General features: G+C 55.2%; 21 protein-coding genes. 12 read left to right on the top strand and 9 right to left on the bottom strand.

Features of this window, described 5'->3' with window-relative positions:
* Window positions 1–12: 12 nt before the first annotated feature.
* The 6 genes from fabY to ACQG19_RS24565 all read right to left on the bottom strand — a co-directional run bounded on the left by fabY (window position 13) and on the right by ACQG19_RS24565 (window position 4,758).
* Entirely contained in the window at window positions 13–954 is a 942-nt protein-coding gene (gene fabY / locus ACQG19_RS24540; RefSeq protein ID WP_222169241.1) for a fatty acid biosynthesis protein FabY, read from the bottom strand.
* A gap of 44 nt (window positions 955–998) precedes the next feature.
* Entirely contained in the window at window positions 999–1,436 is a 438-nt protein-coding gene (gene dtd / locus ACQG19_RS24545; RefSeq protein WP_013099363.1) for a D-aminoacyl-tRNA deacylase, read from the bottom strand.
* Entirely contained in the window at window positions 1,433–2,314 is an 882-nt protein-coding gene (locus tag ACQG19_RS24550; protein WP_013099364.1) for a virulence factor BrkB family protein, read from the bottom strand. Before ACQG19_RS24550 ends, dtd begins: the two co-directional genes overlap by 4 nt.
* Window positions 2,308–2,907, bottom strand: coding sequence for a glucose-1-phosphatase (gene yihX, locus ACQG19_RS24555; RefSeq protein WP_013099365.1), 600 nt, complete (start codon window positions 2,905–2,907; stop codon window positions 2,308–2,310). Before yihX ends, ACQG19_RS24550 begins: the two co-directional genes overlap by 7 nt.
* A gap of 119 nt (window positions 2,908–3,026) precedes the next feature.
* A complete protein-coding gene (locus ACQG19_RS24560; protein WP_013099366.1) occupies window positions 3,027–3,827 on the bottom strand; it encodes a DeoR/GlpR family DNA-binding transcription regulator in 801 nt (266 codons plus the stop codon).
* 34 nt (window positions 3,828–3,861) lie between these two features.
* Window positions 3,862–4,758 carry a sugar kinase gene (locus ACQG19_RS24565; RefSeq protein WP_057072639.1) on the bottom strand — a complete coding sequence of 299 codons (897 nt, stop codon included), beginning with the start codon at window positions 4,756–4,758 and terminating at the stop codon, window positions 3,862–3,864.
* Window positions 4,759–4,913: 155 nt separating this feature from the next.
* Between ACQG19_RS24565 and yihU the strand changes: the two genes are divergently transcribed.
* The 7 genes from yihU (at window position 4,914) to ompL (ending at window position 13,651) form a co-directional block, all read left to right on the top strand.
* Window positions 4,914–5,804: a sulfolactaldehyde 3-reductase gene (yihU, locus tag ACQG19_RS24570; protein ID WP_013099368.1), complete on the top strand. Its 891-nt coding sequence runs from the start codon at window positions 4,914–4,916 to the stop codon at window positions 5,802–5,804.
* A 17-nt stretch (window positions 5,805–5,821) separates the two neighbouring features.
* Window positions 5,822–6,697, top strand: coding sequence for a sulfofructosephosphate aldolase (gene yihT, locus ACQG19_RS24575; RefSeq protein ID WP_038420844.1), 876 nt, complete (start codon window positions 5,822–5,824; stop codon window positions 6,695–6,697).
* A gap of 14 nt (window positions 6,698–6,711) precedes the next feature.
* The gene (gene yihS / locus ACQG19_RS24580) at window positions 6,712–7,953 is read left to right on the top strand and encodes a sulfoquinovose isomerase (protein WP_013099370.1); all 1,242 of its coding nucleotides are present in this window, start codon (window positions 6,712–6,714) and stop codon (window positions 7,951–7,953) included.
* Between the two features lie 17 nt (window positions 7,954–7,970).
* Window positions 7,971–9,995 (top strand): alpha-glucosidase, encoded by a 2,025-nt coding sequence (locus ACQG19_RS24585; protein WP_102751762.1) that lies wholly within the window; start codon window positions 7,971–7,973, stop codon window positions 9,993–9,995.
* 45 nt (window positions 9,996–10,040) lie between these two features.
* Window positions 10,041–11,423, top strand: coding sequence for an MFS transporter (locus ACQG19_RS24590; RefSeq protein WP_038985321.1), 1,383 nt, complete (start codon window positions 10,041–10,043; stop codon window positions 11,421–11,423).
* 42 nt (window positions 11,424–11,465) lie between these two features.
* Entirely contained in the window at window positions 11,466–12,890 is a 1,425-nt protein-coding gene (locus ACQG19_RS24595) for an MFS transporter (RefSeq protein WP_100168589.1), read from the top strand.
* A gap of 74 nt (window positions 12,891–12,964) precedes the next feature.
* Window positions 12,965–13,651 (top strand): porin OmpL, encoded by a 687-nt coding sequence (gene ompL / locus ACQG19_RS24600; protein ID WP_013099374.1) that lies wholly within the window; start codon window positions 12,965–12,967, stop codon window positions 13,649–13,651.
* 79 nt (window positions 13,652–13,730) lie between these two features.
* Here the strand turns inward: ompL and typA are convergent, their stop codons facing one another.
* A complete protein-coding gene (gene typA / locus ACQG19_RS24605; RefSeq protein ID WP_008501854.1) occupies window positions 13,731–15,554 on the bottom strand; it encodes a ribosome-dependent GTPase TypA in 1,824 nt (607 codons plus the stop codon).
* Window positions 15,555–15,940: 386 nt separating this feature from the next.
* Between typA and glnA the strand changes: the two genes are divergently transcribed.
* The 4 genes from glnA to ACQG19_RS24625 all read left to right on the top strand — a co-directional run bounded on the left by glnA (window position 15,941) and on the right by ACQG19_RS24625 (window position 20,230).
* A complete protein-coding gene (glnA, locus tag ACQG19_RS24610) occupies window positions 15,941–17,350 on the top strand; it encodes a glutamate--ammonia ligase (protein ID WP_013099376.1) in 1,410 nt (469 codons plus the stop codon).
* A 185-nt stretch (window positions 17,351–17,535) separates the two neighbouring features.
* Window positions 17,536–18,585, top strand: coding sequence for a nitrogen regulation protein NR(II) (gene glnL, locus ACQG19_RS24615; protein WP_008501857.1), 1,050 nt, complete (start codon window positions 17,536–17,538; stop codon window positions 18,583–18,585).
* Window positions 18,586–18,596: 11 nt separating this feature from the next.
* A complete protein-coding gene (gene glnG, locus ACQG19_RS24620; RefSeq protein ID WP_013099377.1) occupies window positions 18,597–20,009 on the top strand; it encodes a nitrogen regulation protein NR(I) in 1,413 nt (470 codons plus the stop codon).
* Between the two features lie 110 nt (window positions 20,010–20,119).
* Window positions 20,120–20,230 (top strand): YshB family small membrane protein, encoded by a 111-nt coding sequence (locus ACQG19_RS24625; protein ID WP_032618432.1) that lies wholly within the window; start codon window positions 20,120–20,122, stop codon window positions 20,228–20,230.
* Window positions 20,231–20,297: 67 nt separating this feature from the next.
* Here ACQG19_RS24625 and hemN read toward each other — a convergent pair whose 3' ends face one another.
* Both hemN and yihI read right to left on the bottom strand, forming a co-directional pair.
* Complete coding sequence (gene hemN / locus ACQG19_RS24630) at window positions 20,298–21,671, bottom strand: oxygen-independent coproporphyrinogen III oxidase (protein ID WP_102751760.1); 1,374 nt, start codon at window positions 21,669–21,671, stop codon at window positions 20,298–20,300.
* A gap of 188 nt (window positions 21,672–21,859) precedes the next feature.
* Window positions 21,860–22,375: a Der GTPase-activating protein YihI gene (yihI, locus tag ACQG19_RS24635; RefSeq protein ID WP_102751759.1), complete on the bottom strand. Its 516-nt coding sequence runs from the start codon at window positions 22,373–22,375 to the stop codon at window positions 21,860–21,862.
* Window positions 22,376–22,954: 579 nt separating this feature from the next.
* On the opposite strand from yihI, the gene yihA reads away from it, so the two are divergent.
* Entirely contained in the window at window positions 22,955–23,584 is a 630-nt protein-coding gene (yihA, locus tag ACQG19_RS24640) for a ribosome biogenesis GTP-binding protein YihA/YsxC (protein ID WP_020686870.1), read from the top strand.
* The last annotated feature ends 64 nt before the right edge of the window (window positions 23,585–23,648 follow it).

The raw sequence follows: 23,648 nt of genomic DNA on the forward strand, positions 1-23,648 counted from the left end.
CATCGGGGAACCTTACTCCTCCTCGTTCCCGCCCTCTTCATACGCGCCAAACGGCTTCGCAGGCAGAACGATATAGGTACCTTCAAACACCGCGCCTGGGGTTTCATCGCCAAAGAGTTCAACCTGCATCTGTACACGGGCTTTGCGACCGCGCGCCAGGCGGTCGAGATCGCCCCCCAAAGAGCCGAGATCGGCCACGGCGCTCGGTTTGCCGCTTATGGGGGCGCTGTAGCGAATATGGGCATCAGCCAGAATGATCGTGCCGCCAAGGTGGCGTTCACGCAGCATCAGCCAGATAAGCCCCCAGCCGGTGAGCGTGGCGAGCGAAAACAGGCTGCCGGCAAATAGCGTGTGGTGTGGGTTCTGATTGCCGGTTTCCGGCATGGTGGTAATGAATTTTTGCCCGGTGTACTGCTGAATACGCACCCCCATCTTTTCACTCAGAGGGATGTGCTGATACCAGGCCTGCTGAAGCTGTCCGCACCAGTCCGCGCGGTGGAGAATATCATCCAGCGTGGCGATGGGTTTAATCATCAAAAAGTGGCGAATCGGCGTGGTTTGCGGGGTCGTAATTTCCCCCTGATCAACAAAACCGAGTTTGGCGAAGAACTCAACGGCATCTTCGCGGGCGCTACAGGTCACGCGTTTAACGCCTTCCTGACGGGCCACTGACTCCAGGGTCATGGCCATCAGCGTACCTAACCCTTTGTCCTGCACGGAGGGATGGACCGCCATAAAACGAATAGAGGCTTCGTTATCGGCATTAATATACAGACGCCCGACGGCAACGAGGTTACCCTCTTCGTCCATCACCATCTGATGATGTGCCATGGCGTCCCAGGCGTCGCGTTCAGACCCTTTAGGCTGATGTAATGGCTTGCGCAGCATTTCCCAGCGGAACTGGTAATAGGCTTCTAACTCTTCTTCCGTTTGCGGTACTCGAAGGTGATACATAGCTGTACTCTCTCTTGTTACCCGCGGCCACGCCGCCAGTTGGCTCATACCTGGAGCCAGAATGTGACGGGGCCATCGTTCACCAGCGATACCTGCATATCTGCAGCAAATCGTCCGGTTTGCGTATTCATTTCCTGTTGGCGACAACGCTCAACAAAGTACTCGTAAAGCGCTTCTGCCCGATCCGGGGCCGCACCTTTTGAGAAACTCGGGCGCATGCCGCGTTCGGTATCGGCGGCCAGCGTAAACTGTGAAACCACCAGCACGCTTCCGCCCGATTGCTGGACGTTAAGGTTCATCTTGCCTTCCGCATCACTGAAGATACGGTAGCCCAGCACGCGTTCACATAAGCGGTTGGCTTTTTGTTCGTCGTCATCCTTTTCGACACCTAACAACACTAAAAGTCCTGGGCCAATTTCACCCGTCACCTCTCCCTCCACGGTGACGCTGGCACGGGTTACGCGCTGTATCAATGCAATCATGGTTGGTCTGCTTCTTGTTGTTTTTCAGCTTCTGCTGCTTTTTTAAGTTCGCGGTATACGCCGAGAGTGACAGTTATTTCCGCACCAAGCAAGACGATACACCAGGTCCAGTAAACCCAGACAAACAAAATGGGGATCACCGCCAGTACGCCGTAAATGAGCTGATAGGAGGGGAACATGGTGATGTAAAGGGCAAACCCCTTTTTGCCCAGTTCGAAGAGTACCGCTGCCACCAGTGCGCCAACAACCGCATCACGGTTCGGCACGCGCGTGGTCGGCACCACACTGTAGAGCAGCCAGAAAGAGAGCCACGATAAAATCAGCGGGAAGATACGCAACACGTTATCAATGGCACCGTTGAGATCGCTGGCCCAGCGCAGGGAGAGCAGATAGGAGCTAATCGCCAGGCTCGCCCCCGCCAGCAGCGGGCCGAGAGTTAAAATCATCCAGTAAACAGCAAAGGAATAGACCTTCGGGCGGACTTTTTTACTCCGCCAGATCGTATTAAGCGCACTGTCGATGGAGTACATCAGCAGCAGCGCGGTGACGATAAGCCCGCACGCCCCCACTGCCGTCATCTTGCTGGAGTTTGCGACAAACTGTTCAATGTAGTTCTGGATCACATCGCCAGTAGCAGGAATAAAATTCGCAAAGACGAAGTGACGCAGCTGCAGGCTGACCTCTGCAAACATGGGAAAAGCGGAAAAAAGGGCAAAAATAACCGCCACCAGCGGTACCAGGGAGAGCAACGACACGTAGGCGAGGTTACCCGCCAGCGTGGTCATGTTGTCCTCATCAATACGGTGCCAGAGGAGTTTTAGCCAGGCCCTGAGCGGGCGAGTATGGTGCGTGGCTTTTTGATGAACGGTTTTTAGCATAACTGCTTCGCAAAGTAGTTCGGTATCGTCTCTTTTCCGGTCACCAGAATTGACGTAATACCCAACTGGTTAGCTCCCTCTATATTATCGGCATTGTCATCGAAAAAGACCGCATCGGACGCGGAGAATCCTTCCGCTTGCAGTACCGCCTGATAAATTCGCGCTTCTGGTTTACGCATCCCCATCTCCTGCGAGAGGTAGATTTTATCTGCTGCAGCCTTAACTTCTGGATATTCCTCAGGCCAGAACGTGGTGTGCAGGCGGTTGGTGTTCGACAGCACGACGACCCGGTGACCCTGCTCGCGAAGTTTATGCATGATATCGATAACCTCAGGGCGGATAGCGACAAATACAGCCTGCCAGCCGTGGGAGAACTGTTCGTAGCTTAACGGCAGATCCATTTCATGGCACAGACGTTCAGCAAACACTTCGTCGCTGATCTCACCCCGTTCATGCTGATGGAATGTCTCGCCCATGGCGAAACTCTGTTTTAACGTCGCCAGCGGGACACGGCTAAAATCGCTCCATGCGCCCAGCACCCGATTGAAATCGATATCGACGATTACATTTCCTAAGTCAAAGATATAAAGCATGTTTATCTCCTGCTCGCCGTGGAAAAGTAACTGTAGCGGGAAAGATAAGGTTTGGCTATGCGCCAGATACAGCTTAAAGGAAGGAACGGCCCGAAGGGATTTTCGGGCCGTCAGAGAGGTTATCCAGCCTGCTGCTCTTCGCCTGTGCTGACTTCGACAACTTCTACCTTGCTGAATTTGAGATGATTATGTAGCGCAGAGCCGGGCAGTTCATCGGTAAAGAGCGCCGTTGCCTGCGCCACGTTGCCAATTTCCACGGCGGCAGAGGCGGTGTATTTCGTATGATCGGCCGCCAGTAAAATATGTCTGGCATGAGCCATCATCGTTTTCACCACGCTGGCTTCATTGACGTCAAACTCCATCATCGCACCGTCGTGTTCAATCGCCCCCACGCTGGTCACCAGATAATCCGCCCGAAAGCCAGACACGAACGCCGTCGCCGCCGGACCGATAATGCCGCCGTTATGTGGACGCAGCGTACCGCCGGGCACCATCACCTCAAAACGCGGATTTTTATAGAGGATGTGTGCCACCCGCAGACTGTTAGTGATGATACGCAGATGGTTATGGTTGAGCAGTGCACGGGCCACGTGCTCCACGGTCGTGCCAATGGTGATGAAAATAGTCGAACCATCAGGAATATAGTCGGCAATTGCTTCGGCAATCGCCCGCTTCTCTTCAGTCAGCGACACTTCGCGCTGCTCAAAGGCCGTGTTCACCACGCTGGATGCCCTGCCCGCACCGCCATGATGTCGCGTAATCAGTCCCTGTTCGCTCAACTTGCGGATATCCCGGCGCACGGTTTGCGTCGAGACGTCCAGCAACTGCGCCAGTTCATCAATGTTCATATATCCGCGATCGGCTATCAGCGTCAGCAGCTGATCGTGACGCGGGTTGCCGGTCAGTTCGGTAAGGCTCATGGGCTGTCCTCTGAAAACCATCACGCCCCGCATTTTATACAAAAAGTGACAAAAAAGAGCGGGTTTGATCACAGTCGGGTATACCTGCGCGACCGCCGGGCTGAGTACATTTCAGCGCGGCGACGGCGCTGGCGAAGCGCACGGCTTGCGCTGGAGATAACCGTTGCGCCAGGCTGACCGCCAGGGCACCGTGGAAAACATCCCCCGCCCCGGTGGTATCAACCACCTCGACCTCAAAACCCGGCTGATGGCACAGGGCATCGTTCTCCAGCCAAAAGCAGCCGTCCCGGCCCTGCGTGACATAGACGTGTCCATTTGTGAGCGTTTGTGCTTTTTTAAGCGCACCTTCCGTTTCCTCAAGATGGCTTACCCGACGCAGCCCCGGCGCGGAAAAGGCAGCATGATCGCTGAGGGCGATAAGTTCCGCGATGTCCTGAGGGGTTGTATCCGCATCGAGCAACGTTGTGACGCCTTGCTGACGGGCAAGGGTAAACGCCTGCTTCGCCCCTTCATGCCAACGCACATCGGCTAAAACAATATCCCATTGCGAGAAGTCGATACCCTGCAGCCAGTCTGCCGCAGCGGGAAGATCGGGGCTGGGATAATTCGCGATGATGCGTTCCCCGCTGCCGTCCACCAGCACCGCCGATTGTGACGAGCGGGCATCTTTCACTATACGCGTATAGCGGGTGTTCACCCCCAGGGATTCCAGCTCCGCAAGCAGCCTTCTGCCGGTATCGTCGTCACCCACCCGGCCAATAAAATCCACGGATGCCCCCAGTTTTGCCGCCGCCACCGCCGCAGTTGCCGCCGGGCCGCCGCCCACTTCCGTATAGTCTTTTGCGACATATTTCCCACCTTCTTTCGGTAAATCATCGAGATACCAGATGCGATCCAGCACGGTTATGCCGACACAAACGATGCGAGTCATGGTGCTTCCTTCTGCAATTTCTGATGCCTTCATTTTAATTTCATCAAATGTTTAAAAAGTGACCCCTGTCAATTTTTTGACTATAAATTACAAATACGATCAAAAACAGACAACATAAACGCGCAAAAATTGACACGATATGACAGGAGAGAGGCATGTCAGCAATCGCATTTATCGGTTTAGGGCAGATGGGCGCGCCAATGGCGAAGAATCTGTTGAAGCAAGGTCACCAGCTTCAGGTCTTTGATGTGAACCCGCAGGCGGTTCAGATCCTGGTGGAGAGCGGCGCGAAGGCGGCGGCAACGCCCGCGCAGGCCGCAACGGATGCCGAGTTCGTCATTACCATGCTGCCCAACGGCGACCTGGTGCGCAGCGTGTTGTTTGGCGAACATGGCGTTTGCGAAGGCTTATCTCGCGACGCGCTGGTGATCGATATGTCGACCATTCATCCCCTGCAAACCGACGCGTTGATCCGCGACATGGCCGGGCGTGGCTTCAGCCTGATGGACGTACCTGTCGGGCGCACCTCAGACCATGCCATCGCCGGCACGCTGCTCCTGCTGGCTGGCGGCACGGCCGAGCAGGTTGAGCGCGCCACCCCCGTGTTAATGGCGATGGGCAATGAGCTGATTAACGCCGGCGGGCCGGGCATGGGCATCCGCGTGAAGCTTATCAATAACTACATGAGCATTGCGCTAAACGCCTTGTCCGCCGAGGCGGCCGTGCTGTGTGAAGCGCTCGGCCTCTCCTTTGAGGTGGCGCTCAAGGTCATGAGCGGCACGCCTGCAGGTAAAGGCCACTTCACCACCTCCTGGCCGAACAAGGTGCTGAAAGGGGATCTTTCACCCGCCTTCATGATCGATCTTGCACATAAAGATCTGGGGATCGCCCTGGACGTGGCCAACCAGCTCCACGTTCCGATGCCGCTGGGCGCGGCTTCCCGCGAAGTTTACAACCAGGCACGCGCCGCCGGGCGCGGGCGCGAAGACTGGACAGCCATTCTTGAACAGGTTCGCGCATCTGCCGGGCTGAAAAAATCACACTGATACGAAAGGACTGAGGAATGACGATGTACACCCTGAAAGATATCACCCGACCTTCCGGCGGTTTTGCGATGCTGGCCGTCGATCAGCGCGAAGCGATGCGCCTGATGTTTGCCGCAGCAGGTGCGCCGGTGCCGGTCACTGACCAGCATCTGACGGATTTTAAGGTCAATGCGGCGAAAATTCTGTCGCCGTACGCCTCTGCCATTCTCGTCGACCAGCAGTTCTGCTATCGCCAGATTGTGGAGCAGCAGGCCGTAGCTAAAAGCTGCGCGCTGATTGTGGCGGCCGACGAGTTTATTCCAGGGAACGGTATTCCCGTCGACAGCGTGACGATCGACAAGAACATCGATGCGCAGGCGGTCAAACGCGATGGCGGCAAGGCGCTGAAATTACTGGTGCTATGGCGTAGCGATGAAGACGCGCAGCAGCGTCTTGAGATGGTGAAGGCATTTAACTCCCTGTGCCACGACAACGGCCTGCTGAGCATTATCGAGCCGGTGGTGCGTCCACCGCGTCGCGGCGCCGGGTTTAACCGCGAACAGGCGATTATCGATGCGGCCAAAGAGCTGGGTGACAGCGGTGCAGATCTCTACAAAGTGGAGATGCCGCTGTTGGGTAAAGGCACGCAGCAGGAACTGCTGGCGGCCTCGCAGAAGCTGAACGAGCACATCGCCATGCCGTGGGTGATCCTCTCCTCCGGCGTGGACGAAAAATTATTCCCGCGCGCCGTGAGCGTTGCCATGCAGGCGGGGGCATCAGGCTTTTTAGCCGGTCGCGCCGTCTGGTCATCGGTGATTGGCCTGCCGGACACCGGGCTGATGCTTCGCGATATTTCCGTACCTAAACTGCAGCGCCTGGGTGAGATCGTCGACGAAATGATGGCTCGCCGTTGAGAAAGGACCCGAACATGAAATGGTTTAACACCCTGAGCCATAACCGCTGGCTCGAACAAGAGACCGACCGCATTCTTGATTTTGGTAAAAACGCAGCCGTACCGACCGGCTTCGGCTGGCTGGGCAATAACGGGCAGGTTCGCAGCGATATGGGCACGCATCTGTGGATCACCGCCCGTATGCTGCACGTTTACGCGGTGGCGGCGAACATGGGTCGTCCCGGTGCGTATGCCCTGGTTGAGCACGGCATCAATGCCCTGAACGGCCCGCTGCGCGACAAACAGTACGGCGGCTGGTACGCCTGTGTTAACGATGAAGGCGTGGTGGATGCCTCCAAGCAGGGCTATCAGCACTTCTTCGTGCTGCTGGGTGCGGCGAGCGCCGTCACCACCGGACACCCGCAGGCGCGCAGGCTGCTGGACGACGCCATTGAGGTGATTGAGCGCTACTTCTGGAGCGAACAGGAGCAGATGTGCCTGGAGTCCTGGGATGAAGCGTTCAGCAAAACGGAAGATTACCGCGGTGGTAACGCCAACATGCACGCCGTGGAAGCCTTCCTCATCGTTTATGACGTAACCCACGATCGTAAATGGCTCGACCGCGCCCTGCGCATCGCCTCGGTGATTATTCACGACGTGGCGCGCAAAGGTGAGTATCGCGTTAACGAGCATTTCGATACCAACTGGAACCCGATCCGCGACTACAACATCGATAATCCCGCCCACCGTTTTCGCGCCTACGGCGGCACACCAGGGCACTGGATTGAGTGGGGCCGCCTGATGCTGCACCTGCGTGCCGCGCTGGAAGCCCGCTTCGAAACCCCACCGGCGTGGCTGCTGGAAGACGCAAAAGGACTGTTCCACGCCACCATCCGCGATGCCTGGGCGCCAGACGGAGCCGATGGGTTCGTCTACTCCGTTGGCTGGGACGGCAAGCCTATCGTGCGCGAACGCGTGCGCTGGCCGATCGTCGAGGCGATGGGCACTGCGTATGCGCTCTACACCGTAACCGGCGAGGCGCAGTACGAAGCCTGGTATCAGAAATGGTGGGATTACTGCATCAAATACCTGATGGATTACGAGAACGGATCCTGGTGGCAGGAGCTGGACACCAACAACGAAGTGACCACCAAAGTCTGGGACGGCAAGCAGGATATTTACCATCTGCTGCACTGCCTGGTGATCCCCCGCCTGCCGCTGGCCCCGGGCTTAGCCCCTGCCGTAGCCGCCGGATTACTGGATAGCCAGGCCAAATAATAAAGACGGAGTTTTCTATGCGTACCCTACACAATATTGATCTGAAAAATAACGAACATGGCTTCACCCTGCGCTGGCAGGACCGTCTGATTTTATCCCACTCCACCGATGAACCTTGCCTGTGGATCGGCGCGGGCGTTGCCGATATCGATATGTTTCGCGGCAACTTCAGCATCAAAGACAAGCTCAACGAAAAAATCGCCCTGACGGACGCGACCGTTACACAGCAAAGCGCAGGCTGGGCGATCCGCTTTACCCGTGGCGATGCGGTGAGCGCGACGCTGCTGGTGGGTGTGGATGCGGAAGGCCGTCTGGAACTGAAGCTGAAAAATGATGCCATCTGTCACAACCGCATCTGGCTGCGGCTGGCGGCCCAGCCTGAAGATCATATCTACGGCTGCGGCGAGCAGTTCTCGTACTTTGATCTGCGCGGAAAGCCGTTCCCGCTGTGGACCAGCGAACAGGGGGTGGGCCGCAATAAGCAGACCTACGTGACCTGGCAGGCCGACTGCAAAGAGAACGCGGGCGGCGATTATTACTGGACCTTCTTCCCCCAGCCTACCTTCGTGAGCACCCAGAAGTACTACTGCCACGTGGATAACAGCTGCTACATGAACTTCGACTTCAGCGCGCCGGATTTCCACGAACTGGCGTTCTGGGAAGATAACGCCACGCTGCGCTTCGAATGTGCAAAAACCTACGTCGATCTGCTGGAAAAACTCACCGGCCTGCTGGGGCGTCAGCCGGAGCTGCCGGACTGGGTTTACGACGGCGTGACGCTGGGCATTCAGGGCGGCACCGGGGTGTGTCAGCACAAGCTCAACGTCATGCGTCAGGGCGGGGTGAAGGTGAACGGCATCTGGGCGCAGGACTGGTCCGGCATCCGCATGACCTCCTTTGGCAAACGCGTGATGTGGAACTGGAAGTGGAACAGCGAGCTGTATCCGCAGCTTAATGAGCGTATTGCACAGTGGAAACAGGAAGGCGTGCAGTTCCTCTCTTATATCAACCCGTACGTCGCCAGCGACAAAGATCTCTGTGAAGAGGCGGCAAAACGCGGCTATCTGACCAAAAATGCCGACGGCAAGGACTACCACGTCGAGTTTGGCGAGTTTTACGCGGGCGTCATCGACCTGACCAACCCGGAAGCCTACGGCTGGTACAAAGAGGTGATCAAAAAGAACCTGATCGAACTGGGCTGCAGTGGCTGGATGGCCGATTTTGGCGAATATCTGCCAACCGATACCTTCCTGCACAACGGCGTCAGCGCGGAGATCATGCATAACGCCTGGCCTGCCCTGTGGGCCAAATGTAACTACGAGGCGCTGGAAGAGACCGGCAAGCTCGGCGAGATCCTGTTCTTCATGCGCGCGGGTTATACCGGCAGCCAGAAGCACTCGGTGATGATGTGGGCGGGAGATCAGAACGTCGACTGGAGCCTGGACGACGGTCTGGCGTCCGTCGTACCTGCTGCGCTGTCTCTGGCGATGACCGGTCACGGGCTGCACCACAGCGACATCGGCGGCTATACCACCCTGTTCGAGATGAAACGCACCAAAGAGCTGTTGCTGCGCTGGTGCGACTTCAGCGCCTTTACGCCGATGATGCGTACCCACGAAGGTAACCGCCCGGGTGACAACTGGCAGTTCGACGGCGACGCCGAAACCATCGCGCACTTTGCACGTATGACCACCGTGTTCACCACCCTGAAGCCGTACATCAAAGCTGCGGTTGCGCAGAACGCGAAAAGTGGCCTGCCGGTGATGCGCCCGTTGTTCCTGCATTATGAAGACGACGCGCGTGCCTATACGCTGAAATACCAGTACCTGTTTGGCCGCGATCTGCTGGTGGCACCGGTTCATGAAGAGGGCCGCCGCGACTGGACGCTCTATCTTCCGCAGGACAACTGGGTGAATGTGTGGACGGGTGAAACCTGCCAGGGCGGTGAGGTGACCGTTGCTGCCCCGCTCGGCAAACCGCCGGTCTTCTATCGCCAGCAAAGCGAATGGGCAGATCTGTTTAATACCTTACGTCATATCTGATAAGGCTCGCCCGCGGGGAAACCTGCGGGCAGACGGAGAACAATAATGAGTCAACATACTTCTGATCCGGCAACCCTACGCCTGCCGTTTAAAGAAAAACTCGCCTACGGGATGGGCGATCTCGGCTCTAACATCCTGCTGGATATCGGCACGCTGTATCTGCTGAAGTTTTATACCGACGTGCTGGGCCTGCCGGGTACCTACGGCGGGATTATCTTCCTGATTGCCAAATTCTTTACCGCTTTCACCGATATGGGCACCGGGATCATGCTCGACTCCCGGCGCAACATCGGCCCGAAAGGGAAATTCCGCCCGTTCGTGCTATATGCCGCCTTCCCGGTGACCTTGCTGGCGATTGCCAACTTCGTCGGTACGCCGTTTGAAATCACCGGTAAAACGGTGATGGCAACGGTGCTGTTCATGCTGTACGGCCTGTTCTTCAGCATGATGAACTGCTCTTACGGCGCGATGGTACCCGCCATTACCAAAAACCCGGACGAGCGCGCCTCGCTGGCCGCCTGGCGTCAGGGCGGCGCCACGCTTGGCCTGCTGCTCTGTACCGTCGGTTTTGTCCCGGTAATGAACCTGATTGAGGGCAACGATCAGCTTGGCTATATCTTTGCCGCCACGCTTTTCTCGCTGTTCGGGCTGTTCTTTATGTGGTGGTGCTACAAAGGCGTGACCGAGCGTTACGTCGAGACGCAGCCTGCTCATTCGGCGCAAAAACCGGGGCTGTTGCAGTCGTTTCGCGCCATTGCCGGAAACCGTCCGCTGTTTATCCTGTGCATCGCCAACCTCTGCACGCTGGGTGCCTTTAACGTCAAACTCGCCATCCAGGTTTACTACACGCAGTACGTGCTGAACGACCCGATACTGCTGTCGTACATGGGTTTCTTCAGCATGGGCTGTATTTTTATCGGCGTCTTTATGATGCCCGGCGCGGTGCGGCGCTTCGGCAAGAAAAAAGTCTATATCGGCGGGCTGATGGTTTGGGTGGCGGGCGATCTGCTCAACTACTTCTTCGGCGGCGGCTCGGTGAGCTTTGTGGCGTTCTCCTGCCTGGCCTTCTTCGGCTCCGCGTTCGTGAACAGCCTGAACTGGGCGTTGGTATCCGATACCGTGGAATACGGCGAGTGGCGCACCGGCGTGCGATCTGAAGGAACGGTTTACACCGGCTTTACCTTCTTCAGGAAGGTATCCCAGGCACTGGCGGGCTTCTTCCCGGGGATCATGCTCACGCAAATTGGCTATGTGCCCAACGTGGTGCAATCCGCCGGAACGGTTGAAGGACTGCGGCAGCTGATTTTTATCTATCCGAGCCTGCTGGCGGTCATCACCATTGTGGCGATGGGCTGTTTCTACAATCTCAACGAGAAGATGTATGTGCGCATCGTGGAAGAGATCGAACTGCGTAAACGTACGGCATAAATGACGAGAGAGCGCGCCCTGCGGGCGCTCTGAGGATCGACCATGACATATAACATTGATCCGTTAACCCTGAAATTGAGCCTGCGAGAGAAGTGCGCCTACGGGATGGGCGATTTTGGCTCGAATCTGATGCTGTGTATTGGCACGCTGTATCTGCTGAAGTTTTACACCGACGAACTGGGCATGCCCGCCTTCTATGGCGGTATTATTTTCCTGGTAGCGAAGTTTTTTACCGCGTTCACCGACATGCTGACCGGCGTGCTGCTGGACTCCCGGCGTAACATCGGCGCGAAGGGAAAATTCCGGCCATTCATTCTTTATGCCTCCGTCCCGGTGGCGCTGGTCGCGACGGCGCAGTTTATGGCCAACGACTTTAGCCTGACGGTGAAAACGGCGCTCGCCACCGTGCTCTTCATGATGTTTGGCCTCTGCTATAGCCTGATGAACTGCGCCTACGGTGCGATGGTCCCGGCCATTACCAAAAACCCGAACGAGCGCGCACAGCTTGCGGCGTGGCGTCAGGGCGGCGCAACCGTGGGGCTGTTGCTCTGCACCGTCGGCTTTATGCCCATTCAGGCGCTGTTCGTCAGCCAGCCCTCCCTCGGCTATCTGGTGGCGGCGCTGGTGTTCGTCACCGGTGGCCTGTTCTGCATGTGGTGGTGCTACAGCGGCGTGAAAGAGCGCTACGTGGAGCTTACGCCCGATCACCATAAGCCCGGCATTCTGAAATCATTCTGCGCGATTTTCCGCAATCCGCCGCTGCTGGTGTTGTGTATCGCCAACCTGTGTACCCTTGCCGCCTTTAACATCAAGCTGGCGATTCAGGTCTATTACACCCAGTACGTGCTAAACGATCTGCATTTGCTGTCGTGGATGGGCTTTTTCAGCATGGGCTGCATTCTGATTGGCGTGTTTCTGGTGCCCGGCGCGGTGAAGCGCTTTGGCAAAAAACCGGTCTATCTGGGCGGGCTGGCGCTGTGGGCGGTGGGCGACGTGCTGAACTTCTTATGGGGGACCAGTTCCCTGCTGTTCGTGCTGTTTTCCTGCATGGCGTTTTTCGGCACGGCGTTTGTGAACAGCCTGAACTGGGCGCTGGTACCGGATACCGTTGATTACGGCGAGTGGAAAACGGGCATTCGTGCTGAAGGGTCGGTTTATACCGGCTATACCTTCTCGCGCAAAATCTCTGCCGCCCTCGCCGGTTTTCTGCCTGGCATCATGCTGACCCAGATTGGCTACGTTCCCCATGCGGTGCAGAGCGCTGGCACGCTACTTGGTCTGCGTCAGCTTATTTTCCTCTGGCCGTGCGGCCTGGCTGTCGTTGCCGCCGTGACCATGGGGCTGTTTTATAAACTCAACGAAGCGCGCTTCGCCTTTATTATCGAGGAGATTGGAAAACGGAAAAAACAAACCGCGAATACCCCTGAGATAACCACCAACAATAAAGCGTCAGCAGTCACTTTATAACAATAAAACCGGCCACTATGTCCTTCCTGTTCATCAGGAGGGAGGCCTTTCTGTACCTGATACATGGACAAATTATGAAAAGAATCATTACTGTACTGATCGTGTCGTCTGTGTCCTGCCCGGTATTTGCCGGGGCTTATGTCGAAACCCGCGAAGCATACAATACGGCCTCTGAGCTGCACGAGGTGATCCTGCGTGCAGGCTATAACTTCGATATGGGCGCGGGGCTGATGTTCACCAATGCCTATAACGTGGGGAAATGGGATGAGCTTAAGCACAGCTATAACGAAATAGAGGGGTGGTATCCGCTCTTTAAACCCACCGATAAGCTCACCTTCCAGCCCGGCGGATTGATTAACGACAGCAGCGCAGGATCGGGTGGTGCGGTCTATTTAGATACCAATTATAAATTTACGGACGGGTTCAACCTGACGTTCCGCTATCGCTATAACCATAACAATTACGATACGCCGGACTATAACGGGCAGATGGATAAGAACGATACGCACGAGTTTGCTAACTACTGGAATTTCAAAGTGACGGATGCGTTTTTTTATACCTTTGAACCGCACTTTTTCCAGCGGGTGAATGATTACCACAGCAAAAATGGCAAAGATCATCACTGGGAAATTACCAATAAATTCAGCTACAAGATCGACAAAAACTGGCTGCCATATCTTGAACTGCAGTGGCTGGACAGATGGAATGATTACAACCGGGAGCAGTACCGGATTCGCCTGGGATTGCGGTATTCGTTCTAATAAAAAAAGCCGCTGAGCAATCAGCGGCTTTTTACTGCCGGGCGGCGCATGCGCTTACCCGGCTAACGGAATGACCGTATTACTCTTCTTTCGCACCGCGCATTGCACGTTTACGATCGTTCTCGGTCAGGTGACGTTTACGGATACGGATAGACAGTGGAGTCACTTCTACCAGTTCGTCGTCATCGATGAATTCCAGAGCCTGCTCCAGCGTCATCTTGATCGGTGGAACCAGAACCGTTGCTTCGTCAGTACCGGACGCACGCATGTTGGTCAGTTTCTTACCGGTCAGGCAGTTTACCGTCAGGTCGTTAGAACGACTGTGAATACCGATGATCTGGCCTTCATACACTTCAGCACCGTGACCCAGGAACAGCTTACCGCGATCCTGCAGACCGAACAGCGCAAACGCAACCGCTTTACCCTGACCGTTAGAGATCAGCACGCCGTTGTTACGCTGGCCCACTTCACCCGGACGTACGTCGTCGTAGTGGCTGAAGGTGGAGTACAGCAGACCAGTACCGGAAGTCATGGTCATGAACTCAGAACGGAAGCCGATCAGGCCACGGCTTGGGATCACGTAGTCGAGACGTACGCGGCCTTTGCCATCTGGATTCATGTTTTTCAGGTCGCCTTTACGCTCACCCAGAGCCTGCATCACAGAACCCTGGTGCTGCTCTTCAACGTCCAGCGTTACGTTTTCGAACGGCTCTTGTTTACGGCCGTCGATTTCGCGGAAGATAACTTTCGGACGGGAAACCGCCATCTCGAAACCTTCACGACGCATGTTTTCGATCAGAACAGACAGGTGCAGTTCACCACGACCGGATACGCGGAAGGCATCAGCGTCTTCCGTTTCTTCAACGCGCAGCGCAACGTTGTGCACCAGCTCTTTGTTCAGGCGGTCAAGGATCTGACGAGAGGTAACGAATTTACCTTCTTTACCACAGAACGGAGAGGTGTTGACGTTGAAGAACATGGTTACCGTTGGTTCATCAACAGACAGGGCTGGCAGCGCTTCCACGTTCTGCGGGTCGCAGATGGTGTCAGAGATGTTCAGCTCGCCCAGACCGGTGATCGCGATGATATCGCCCGCTTCAGCCAGATCGCTGTCGATACGCTCCAGACCCAGGTGAGTCAGCACTTTGCCCACTTTACCGTTACGGGTTTTGCCTTCGCTATCGATGATAGTAACCTGCTGGTTCGGCTTCACTTTACCGCGTTTGATGCGGCCGATACCGATAACGCCAACGTAGTTGTTGTAGTCCAGCTGGGAGATCTGCATCTGCAGAGGACCATCAAGATCAACATCCGGAGCCGGTACGTGATCGACAATCGCCTGATACAGCGGGGTCATGTCTTCCGCCATATCTTCGTGATCCAGACCCGCAATACCATTCAGCGCCGAAGCGTAGATGATAGGGAAGTCCAGCTGCTCGTCGGTCGCGTCAAGGTTAACGAACAGGTCGAACACCTGATCAACAACCCAGTCAGGACGTGCGCCAGGACGGTCAACCTTGTTGATAACAACAATAGGCTTCAGGCCATGGGCAAATGCTTTTTTGGTCACGAAACGCGTTTGCGGCATTGGGCCGTCAAAGGCGTCAACCACCAGCAGCACGGAATCCACCATGGACATCACGCGCTCAACTTCACCACCGAAGTCGGCGTGCCCTGGGGTATCAACGATGTTGATACGGTAGTCATTCCATTTGATAGCGGTGTTTTTCGCGAGGATGGTAATCCCACGCTCTTTCTCCAAATCGTTGGAGTCCATCACACGCTCTTGAGTTTCGGCACGTGCATCAAACGTACCGGATTGCTGCAGCAGCTTATCAACCAGGGTAGTTTTACCATGGTCAACGTGCGCGATGATGGCGATGTTACGCAAATTTTCGATCACAACTTTGCCTCAGGCATTAGAAATAGCGCGTTATTGTACACGGATTAATCGCACTACAAAACAGGATCACAAACATCCCCCGCAAACAAGTATTGCAGAGATGCTTTGTGATCGCTTTCACGGAGCGTAAAAAGGGCACTTTAACGAAAATTGCACCAATATGGTGCTCAGTGTTCACACTGAAGCACTATACTGGTGCAACATAACCATTGTGGTGCAGCACTTTTGCACTATGGTGCGCATGATAACGCCTTTTTGGGGTGTTTTAAAAGTTGGCACAGATTTCGCTTTATAAAAATACGGCAAAAAGATGGCCTCATAGCCACCTTGATAGAAGTTGAAGACCTCGTTACCACGACGACAATGACCAATCTGGAGAGTTAAGTATGTCCGCTGAACACGTTTTGACGATGCTGAACGAACATGAAGTGAAGTTTGTTGATCTGCGCTTCACCGATACTAAAGGTAAAGAACAGCACGTCACTATTCCTGCTCATCAGGTAAACGCCGAATTCTTTGAAGAAGGCAAAATGTTTGACGGCTCCTCCATTGGTGGCTGGAAAGGCATTAACGAATCTGACATGGTTCTGATGCCAGACGCGACCACGGCGGTCATTGATCCGTTCTTCGAAGAGCCAACCCTGATCATCCGTTGCGATATCCTCGAGCCAGGCACGCTGCAGGGCTACGACCGTGACCCACGCTCCATCGCTAAACGTGCAGAAGAGTACCTGCGTTCTACCGGCATCGCAGACACCGTTCTGTTCGGGCCAGAGCCAGAATTCTTCCTGTTCGATGACATTCGTTTCGGTGCCTCTATCTCTGGCTCCCACGTGGCTATCGACGACATCGAAGGTGCATGGAACTCCTCCACCAAATACGAAGGTGGTAACAAAGGTCACCGTCCTGGCGTGAAAGGCGGTTACTTCCCGGTTCCTCCGGTCGATTCTTCACAGGACATCCGTTCCACCATGTGTCTGGTGATGGAAGAGATGGGCCTGGTAGTTGAAGCTCACCACCACGAAGTGGCGACTGCTGGTCAGAACGAAGTGGCAACCCGCTTCAACACCATGACCAAAAAAGCGGACGAAATTCAGATCTACAAATACGTTGTGCACAACGTTGCACACCGTTTCGGTAAAACCGCGACCTTCATGCCAAAACCAATGTTTGGCGACAACGGTTCCGGTATGCACTGCCACATGTCCCTGTCCAAGAACGGTACCAACCTGTTCTCTGGTGACAAATATGCAGGTCTGTCTGAGCAGGCGCTGTACTACATTGGCGGCGTAATCAAACACGCTAAAGCGATCAACGCCCTGGCGAACCCAACCACCAACTCTTACAAGCGTCTGGTCCCAGGCTACGAAGCACCTGTTATGCTGGCTTACTCAGCGCGTAACCGTTCTGCTTCTATCCGTATCCCGGTGGTGGCTTCTCCTAAAGCGCGTCGTATCGAAGTGCGCTTCCCGGATCCAGCAGCTAACCCATACCTGTGCTTCGCAGCACTGCTGATGGCCGGTCTGGACGGTATCAAGAACAAGATCCACCCAGGCGAAGCAATGGACAAAAACCTGTATGACCTGCCGCCAGAAGAAGCGAAAGAGATCCCACAGGTTGCAGGCTCTCTGGAAGAAGCCCTGCAAGCACTGGACGCAGACCGCGAGTTCCTGACTGCGGGTGGCGTGTTCACTGACGACGCTATCGATGCTTACATCGCCCTGCGTACTGAAGAGAACGACCGCGTGCGCATGACTCCGCATCCGGTTGAATTCGAACTGTATTACAGCGTTTAAGTTACAACGGGTTTCGCGCCCCCCTTCAGGCGCGGCCCCGAAAGCTTTTTTTTGTTGCCGTGGAAACTTTCAGCCCATCTCCGGATGGGCTTTTTTCTCCACCAACAACCTGATCTCACGCGCTTTTTACGACGAAAAAGCTATACTGCACTAAATTAGTGCAACCAACTCCAGGAGACTGCTGAATGGCAACTGGCACGCTGCCCGATGCTGGGCAGATCCTCAATTCGTTAATTAACAGCATTTTGCTGGTCGACGACGAGCTGGCTGTTCATTACGCCAACCCGGCGGCGCAGCAACTGCTCGCCCAAAGCGCACGCAAACTGTTTGGCACTCCGCTGCCAGAATTATTGAGCTATTTTTCGCTGAACATTGGCCTGATGCAGGAAAGTCTGCAGGCCGGTCAGGGGTTCACCGATAACGAAGTGACGCTGGTGATCGACGGGCGCTCGCATATTTTGTCGCTTACAGCGCAACGTCTTCCTGAAGGGCTGATCCTGCTCGAAATGGCGCCGATGGACAATCAGCGCCGACTGAGCCAGGAGCAACTTCAGCATGCGCAGCAAATTGCTGCCCGCGATCTGGTGCGGGGCCTGGCGCATGAAATCAAAAACCCACTGGGCGGATTACGCGGGGCGGCGCAGCTGTTAACCAAAGCGCTGCCGGACCCTGCGCTGGCGGAGTATACCAACGTCATCATTGAGCAGGCCGATCGTCTGCGTAACCTGGTTGACCGCCTGCTCGGGCCGCAACAGCCGGGTATGCACGTCACCGAAAGCATTCATAAAGTGGCTGAACGGGTGGTGAAGCTCGTCTCCATGGAGCTGCCGGAGAACGTTACGCTGGTGCGTGATTATGACCCCAGCCTGCCGGAACTGGCGCACGATCCGGACCAAATTGAGCAGGTCCTGCTGAATATTGTGCGTAATGCGCTGCAGGCTCTGGGACCGGAAGGCGGCGAAATCATTTTGCGTACCCGTACCGCATTCCAGCTCACCTTGCATGGCGTGCGCTATCGGCTGGCGGCACGCATCGACGTTGAGGACAACGGGCCGGGGATCCCATCTCATCTGCAGGACACCCTGTTCTACCCGATGGTCAGCGGTCGCGAAGGCGGTACCGGGTTGGGATTATCCATTGCCCGCAGTTTGATCGATCAACACTCTGGAAAAATTGAATTTACCAGTTGGCCGGGACATACCGAGTTTTCGGTTTTCCTGCCGATTAAAAAATAAAGGTGACGTTTATGCAACGAGGGATAGTCTGGGTAGTCGATGACGATAGCTCCATCCGTTGGGTGCTTGAACGCGCGCTCACAGGGGCGGGATTAAGCTGCACGACGTTTGAGAGCGGCAGCGAAGTGCTCGACGCACTCACCACCAAAACGCCGGATGTTCTGCTGTCGGATATTCGTATGCCGGGTATGGACGGGCTGGCGCTTTTAAAGCAGATCAAACAACGCCACCCTATGCTTCCGGTCATCATAATGACGGCACACTCCGATCTGGATGCCGCCGTTAGCGCCTATCAGCAAGGGGCATTCGACTACCTGCCCAAGCCATTTGATATCGACGAAGCGGTCGCGCTGGTTGAGCGCGCCATTAGCCATTACCAGGAGCAGCAACAGCCCCGTAATGCGCCCGATTTCGGCCCTACCACGGACATCATTGGCGAAGCACCGGCGATGCAGGATGTGTTTCGCATTATTGGCCGTCTGTCGCGTTCGTCCATCAGCGTATTGATTAATGGTGAATCGGGCACCGGTAAAGAGCTGGTCGCGCACGCCTTACATCGCCATAGCCCGCGGGCAAAAGCGCCGTTTATCGCTCTGAATATGGCGGCTATCCCGAAAGATTTGATTGAATCCGAACTGTTCGGCCACGAAAAAGGCGCCTTTACCGGGGCAAATACCATTCGTCAGGGCCGCTTCGAACAGGCTGACGGGGGGACATTATTCCTGGATGAAATTGGCGATATGCCGCTGGATGTTCAGACCCGTCTTCTGCGCGTGCTGGCCGACGGACAGTTTTATCGCGTGGGCGGGTATGCGCCGGTGAAAGTGGATGTACGCATTATTGCCGCGACACACCAGAACCTGGAGCAACGCGTGCAGGAAGGAAAATTCCGTGAGGATTTATTCCATCGCCTGAACGTCATCCGCGTCCATCTACCGCCGCTACGTGAACGTCGCGAAGATATCCCTCGCCTGGCGCGTCACTTCCTGCAGGTCGCCGCGCGTGAACTGGGCGTAGAAGCCAAACAGCTTCACCCGGAAACCGATGCCGCCCTCACCCGCCTGGCCTGGCCGGGTAACGTGCGTCAGCTGGAAAATACCTGTCGCTGGCTCACCGTCATGGCCGCCGGACAGGAGGTCTTGATTCAGGATCTGCCGGCCGAGCTGTTTGAAGCAACTGCCCCTGAAAGCAGTACGGGCCATGCGCTGCCGGACAGCTGGGCGACGCTGCTGGCGCAGTGGGCCGATCGCGCGCTGCGTTCCGGTCATCAAAATTTGCTCTCTGAGGCGCAGCCGGAGATGGAACGCACGCTGTTAACCACCGCGCTTCGTCATACGCAGGGCCATAAACAGGAAGCAGCCCGCCTGCTGGGATGGGGACGTAATACCCTGACGCGTAAGCTTAAAGAGCTGGGAATGGAGTAATCTTCACCGCTGTGTAAAGATTACTAATTGAGCGCAAATTGCCGTTATTTTGCGCTTTACTGTGTCGATGAGTTTTGTATGATCGTGCCCGGAAATTGGGGGTGAACATCATGCTGGAAACATTAGTACATATGCTCTCTAGCGGAGCCGCAGAAAGCCACACGCCGCAAACCGCAGTTGCTGCAGTGTTGTGTGCGGCGCTGGTTGGTCTGTTTAGCTAGCGGGTAAAAATGTAAAAGCCGGGTGGCGGCTTCGCCTTACCCGGCCTACGTTTCATGCTTTTGCGGCTTAAATCACCCGCGAGAACTGCTGCATACGCGCTTTCTGCCGAAGGTAAGCGTCAAAGCACATGCAGATATTACGAATCAATAAACGTCCTTTCGGCGTGACCTCAATCGCATTCTCCGACACATCCACCAGCCCGTCCTTCGCAAGCGGCGCCAGCAGCTTCAGGTCTTCTGCAAAATAATCGCTAAAGTGCAGATCCCACTGCGACTCAACGTCGCTGAAATCGAGACGGAAGTTGCAGATAAGCGCCTTAATCACATCACGACGAATGCAGTCGTCACGTGTTAACGCGATGCCGCGCCACAGCGCGTTGCCCTTTTCATCCACCTGCTGATAGTAGAGCTTCAACTCTTTCTGGTTTTGCGCGTAGCAATCGCCAATCATGCTGATGGCGGAAACACCCATCCCCACCAAATCGGTATCGCCCTGGGTGGTATAGCCCTGGAAATTACGGTGCAGTACCCCTTCGCGCTGAGCAACAGCCAGCTCGTCATCCGGACGGGCAAAGTGATCCATACCGATAAACTGATATCCGGTCTCGGTCAGCGAGGTAATGGTTTCCTGGAGAATATCCAGTTTCTGTTGAGCAGAAGGCAGATCGGCATCTTTGATTTTGCGCTGCGCGGCAAAGAGCGTCGGCAGATGCGCATAGTTGAACACGCTCAGGCGGTCCGGGTTAAGTTCAGCCACGCGTTTCAGCGTAAAAGCAAAGCTCTCCGGCGTCTGCTTTGGCAGGCCGTAAATCAGATCGATATTGGTTGAGGTGAAACCAATTTCACGCGCATGGTTGAGTAAGGCAAAGATAAATTCTTCGTCCTGCTCACGGTTCACCAGACGCTGGACCTCTTTATTGAAGTCCTGAACGCCCATACTCAGGCGATTGAAGCCTTCGGCACGTAAATGATCCAGCACATCCAGCTCAATTTCACGCGGATCGACCTCGATCGAGATTTCGGCGTCGTCATTAAAATGGAAATTGCCGCGAAGAAGCGCCATCAAACGGCTGATCTGCGCTTTATTCAGATAGGTTGGCGTACCGCCGCCCCAGTGAAGCTGGCTGACGTGACGGCCAGTAAACAACGGCGCGCGGTGCAAAATTTCCTGCTCCAGCGCATCCAGATACTGATCGGCTTTATGCTGCTGACGGGTGACAATTTTATTGCAGCCGCAGAAGTAGCAGAGCTTATGGCAGAACGGAATATGGACGTAGAGCGACAGCGGGCGTTCTGGATAGCGCGCGACGGCCTGCTGAAAATCACCCTCACCGAAGGCATCGGAGAACTCCAGCGCGGTGGGGTATGAGGTATAACGCGGCCCGGAATGGTTATATTTCTGGATCAGGGCCAAATCCCAGTCGATAGATGGTACAGACATGCTCACTCCTTCCGTTGGTGTCGCGTTCGCATACGGCGGCCCGTTCTGGCCCCATTGCGGACCATCATTCGGGTGCGCAGCCACTTCTGTCGCCGCGACAACCGCCGTAGTTTAACGAATAACCACACCAGATAACATATAACCGGAAGGGTTATAAGCAGGACTATCGTTCCTGCCGGGTGCAAATGTTAGTTTCCACCCTTCAGAAGACGCATCATATCTTCCTGCTTTTCGTCTTCTTCTTCATCTTCGTCATCGTCGTATGACAGGCCCAGCTTCTGCATCAGTTCGTCGATGCGATCCAGTTTGGCATCCACCCAGGACTGCTCTTCAACGGTCAGGGTTTCACCCTCTTCAAGACGTTCCAGCAGCGCGTCCAGGCGCTCATCGTTCTCCAGCAAATCCAGCTCAGCCTGCGGTGAAAGCATAGGTTTCTCGCTCTTTGGTTTGTGCTGCTTAGTGACCGGGGTGTCTGTCACGCCCAGTGGAATGGGAGTTTTACTGCCGATACGTGGATCTTTCTGCGGCTTATTTTTAGCAGACGCGCCAGATGCACCGCCACCGTTTGCACGGCTACCCGCAGCATGACCGCGATGTTTTTTTTCGCGTTTGCGATCGCGCGCTTCCTGGTTCAGTTCTTCGCGCGTTTTGCGGCGTGCTTTGGCAGGGCGTTTCGCGCCCGCTGCGGAGGTCGGTTTTTTCATGATGTTTTATCTTTAAGTCGTTTTCTTCAGTATAGAATTGCGGCGAAATCTAGCAGAAAGCAAGCAAAGAAAAAAGGCGACAGAGCAATCTGTCGCCTTTTTTCCTGACTCATAACCCTTAACGGGTCAGACATTCCGTGTTTGCCTACAACAAACCCTGTTTATCCGTTGGCTGATACCGTCCGTGATACGGTTCCTTTTCCTGTTAAAACGCCTCCAGGCGCTGGTCATCCTGACAATCCTGCGTCTTCGCCTCCTGGCGCTCCTGACCCTTATCCCTAAGTCATTATCCTGTTGGCATCCCCGCCTTGACGCACACTTTACCTTGTTCATTTAAACTAACAAGCAACGAAAGGGTACAAAAACGGATTTTCAGATAATCACTCAATATTAATCTTATGATTTAAAACAGTTTGTATTTTTTTACACCTGCGATTTCTCTGAAATTTCTCATAACATCTATAGCCGATGTCTCACATCGGCCAGGGCTTAAGCCTACAGACCAGGTGCAATCAAAAAAGTCTTTTGCCTGCATTCAGGTATAATCCCTCGCAGATTACGATTTTTGGAGACGACCACGTGACTACCTGGAACTACCAACAGACGCATTTTGTCACCAGTGCGCCCGATATTCGCCACCTGCCCTCTGATACCGGCATCGAAGTGGCCTTTGCTGGCCGCTCGAATGCGGGGAAATCCAGCGCACTGAATACGCTGACCAATCAGAAGAACCTGGCGCGTACCTCAAAAACACCTGGCCGTACCCAGCTGATTAACCTGTTTGAAGTGGCCGAAGGAAAACGCCTGGTCGATTTACCGGGGTACGGTTACGCGCAGGTACCGGAAGAGATGAAGATCAAGTGGCAGCGCGCGCTGGGTGAATACCTGGAAAAGCGCATGTGCCTGAAAGGCCTGGTGGTGCTGATGGATATTCGCCACCCGCTGAAAGACCTTGATCAGCAGATGATCGACTGGGCTGTGGCAAGCGATATTGCCGTTCTGGTGCTGCTGACAAAAGCGGATAAGCTGGCGAGCGGCGCGCGTAAAGCGCAGGTGAATATGGTTCGTGAAGCGGTACTGGCATTCAACGGAGATGTGCAGGTTGAAGCGTTCTCCTCGCTGAAAAAGCAGGGTGTGGATAAGCTGCGTCAGAAGCTCGACAGCTGGTTCAGTGAGCTGGAGCCCGCAACAGAAGCGGAAGAAGAGTAATACCGGGCGCGGCCATGGCCGCGCTTTTTTTTGTCCGAAATTTTCTTTGCCGCAATAAAAAACG

It is taken from the genome of Enterobacter cloacae complex sp. 277I4 (genome assembly GCF_050031465.1).
In the GTDB taxonomy this organism is placed as follows: domain Bacteria; phylum Pseudomonadota; class Gammaproteobacteria; order Enterobacterales; family Enterobacteriaceae; genus Enterobacter; species Enterobacter cloacae.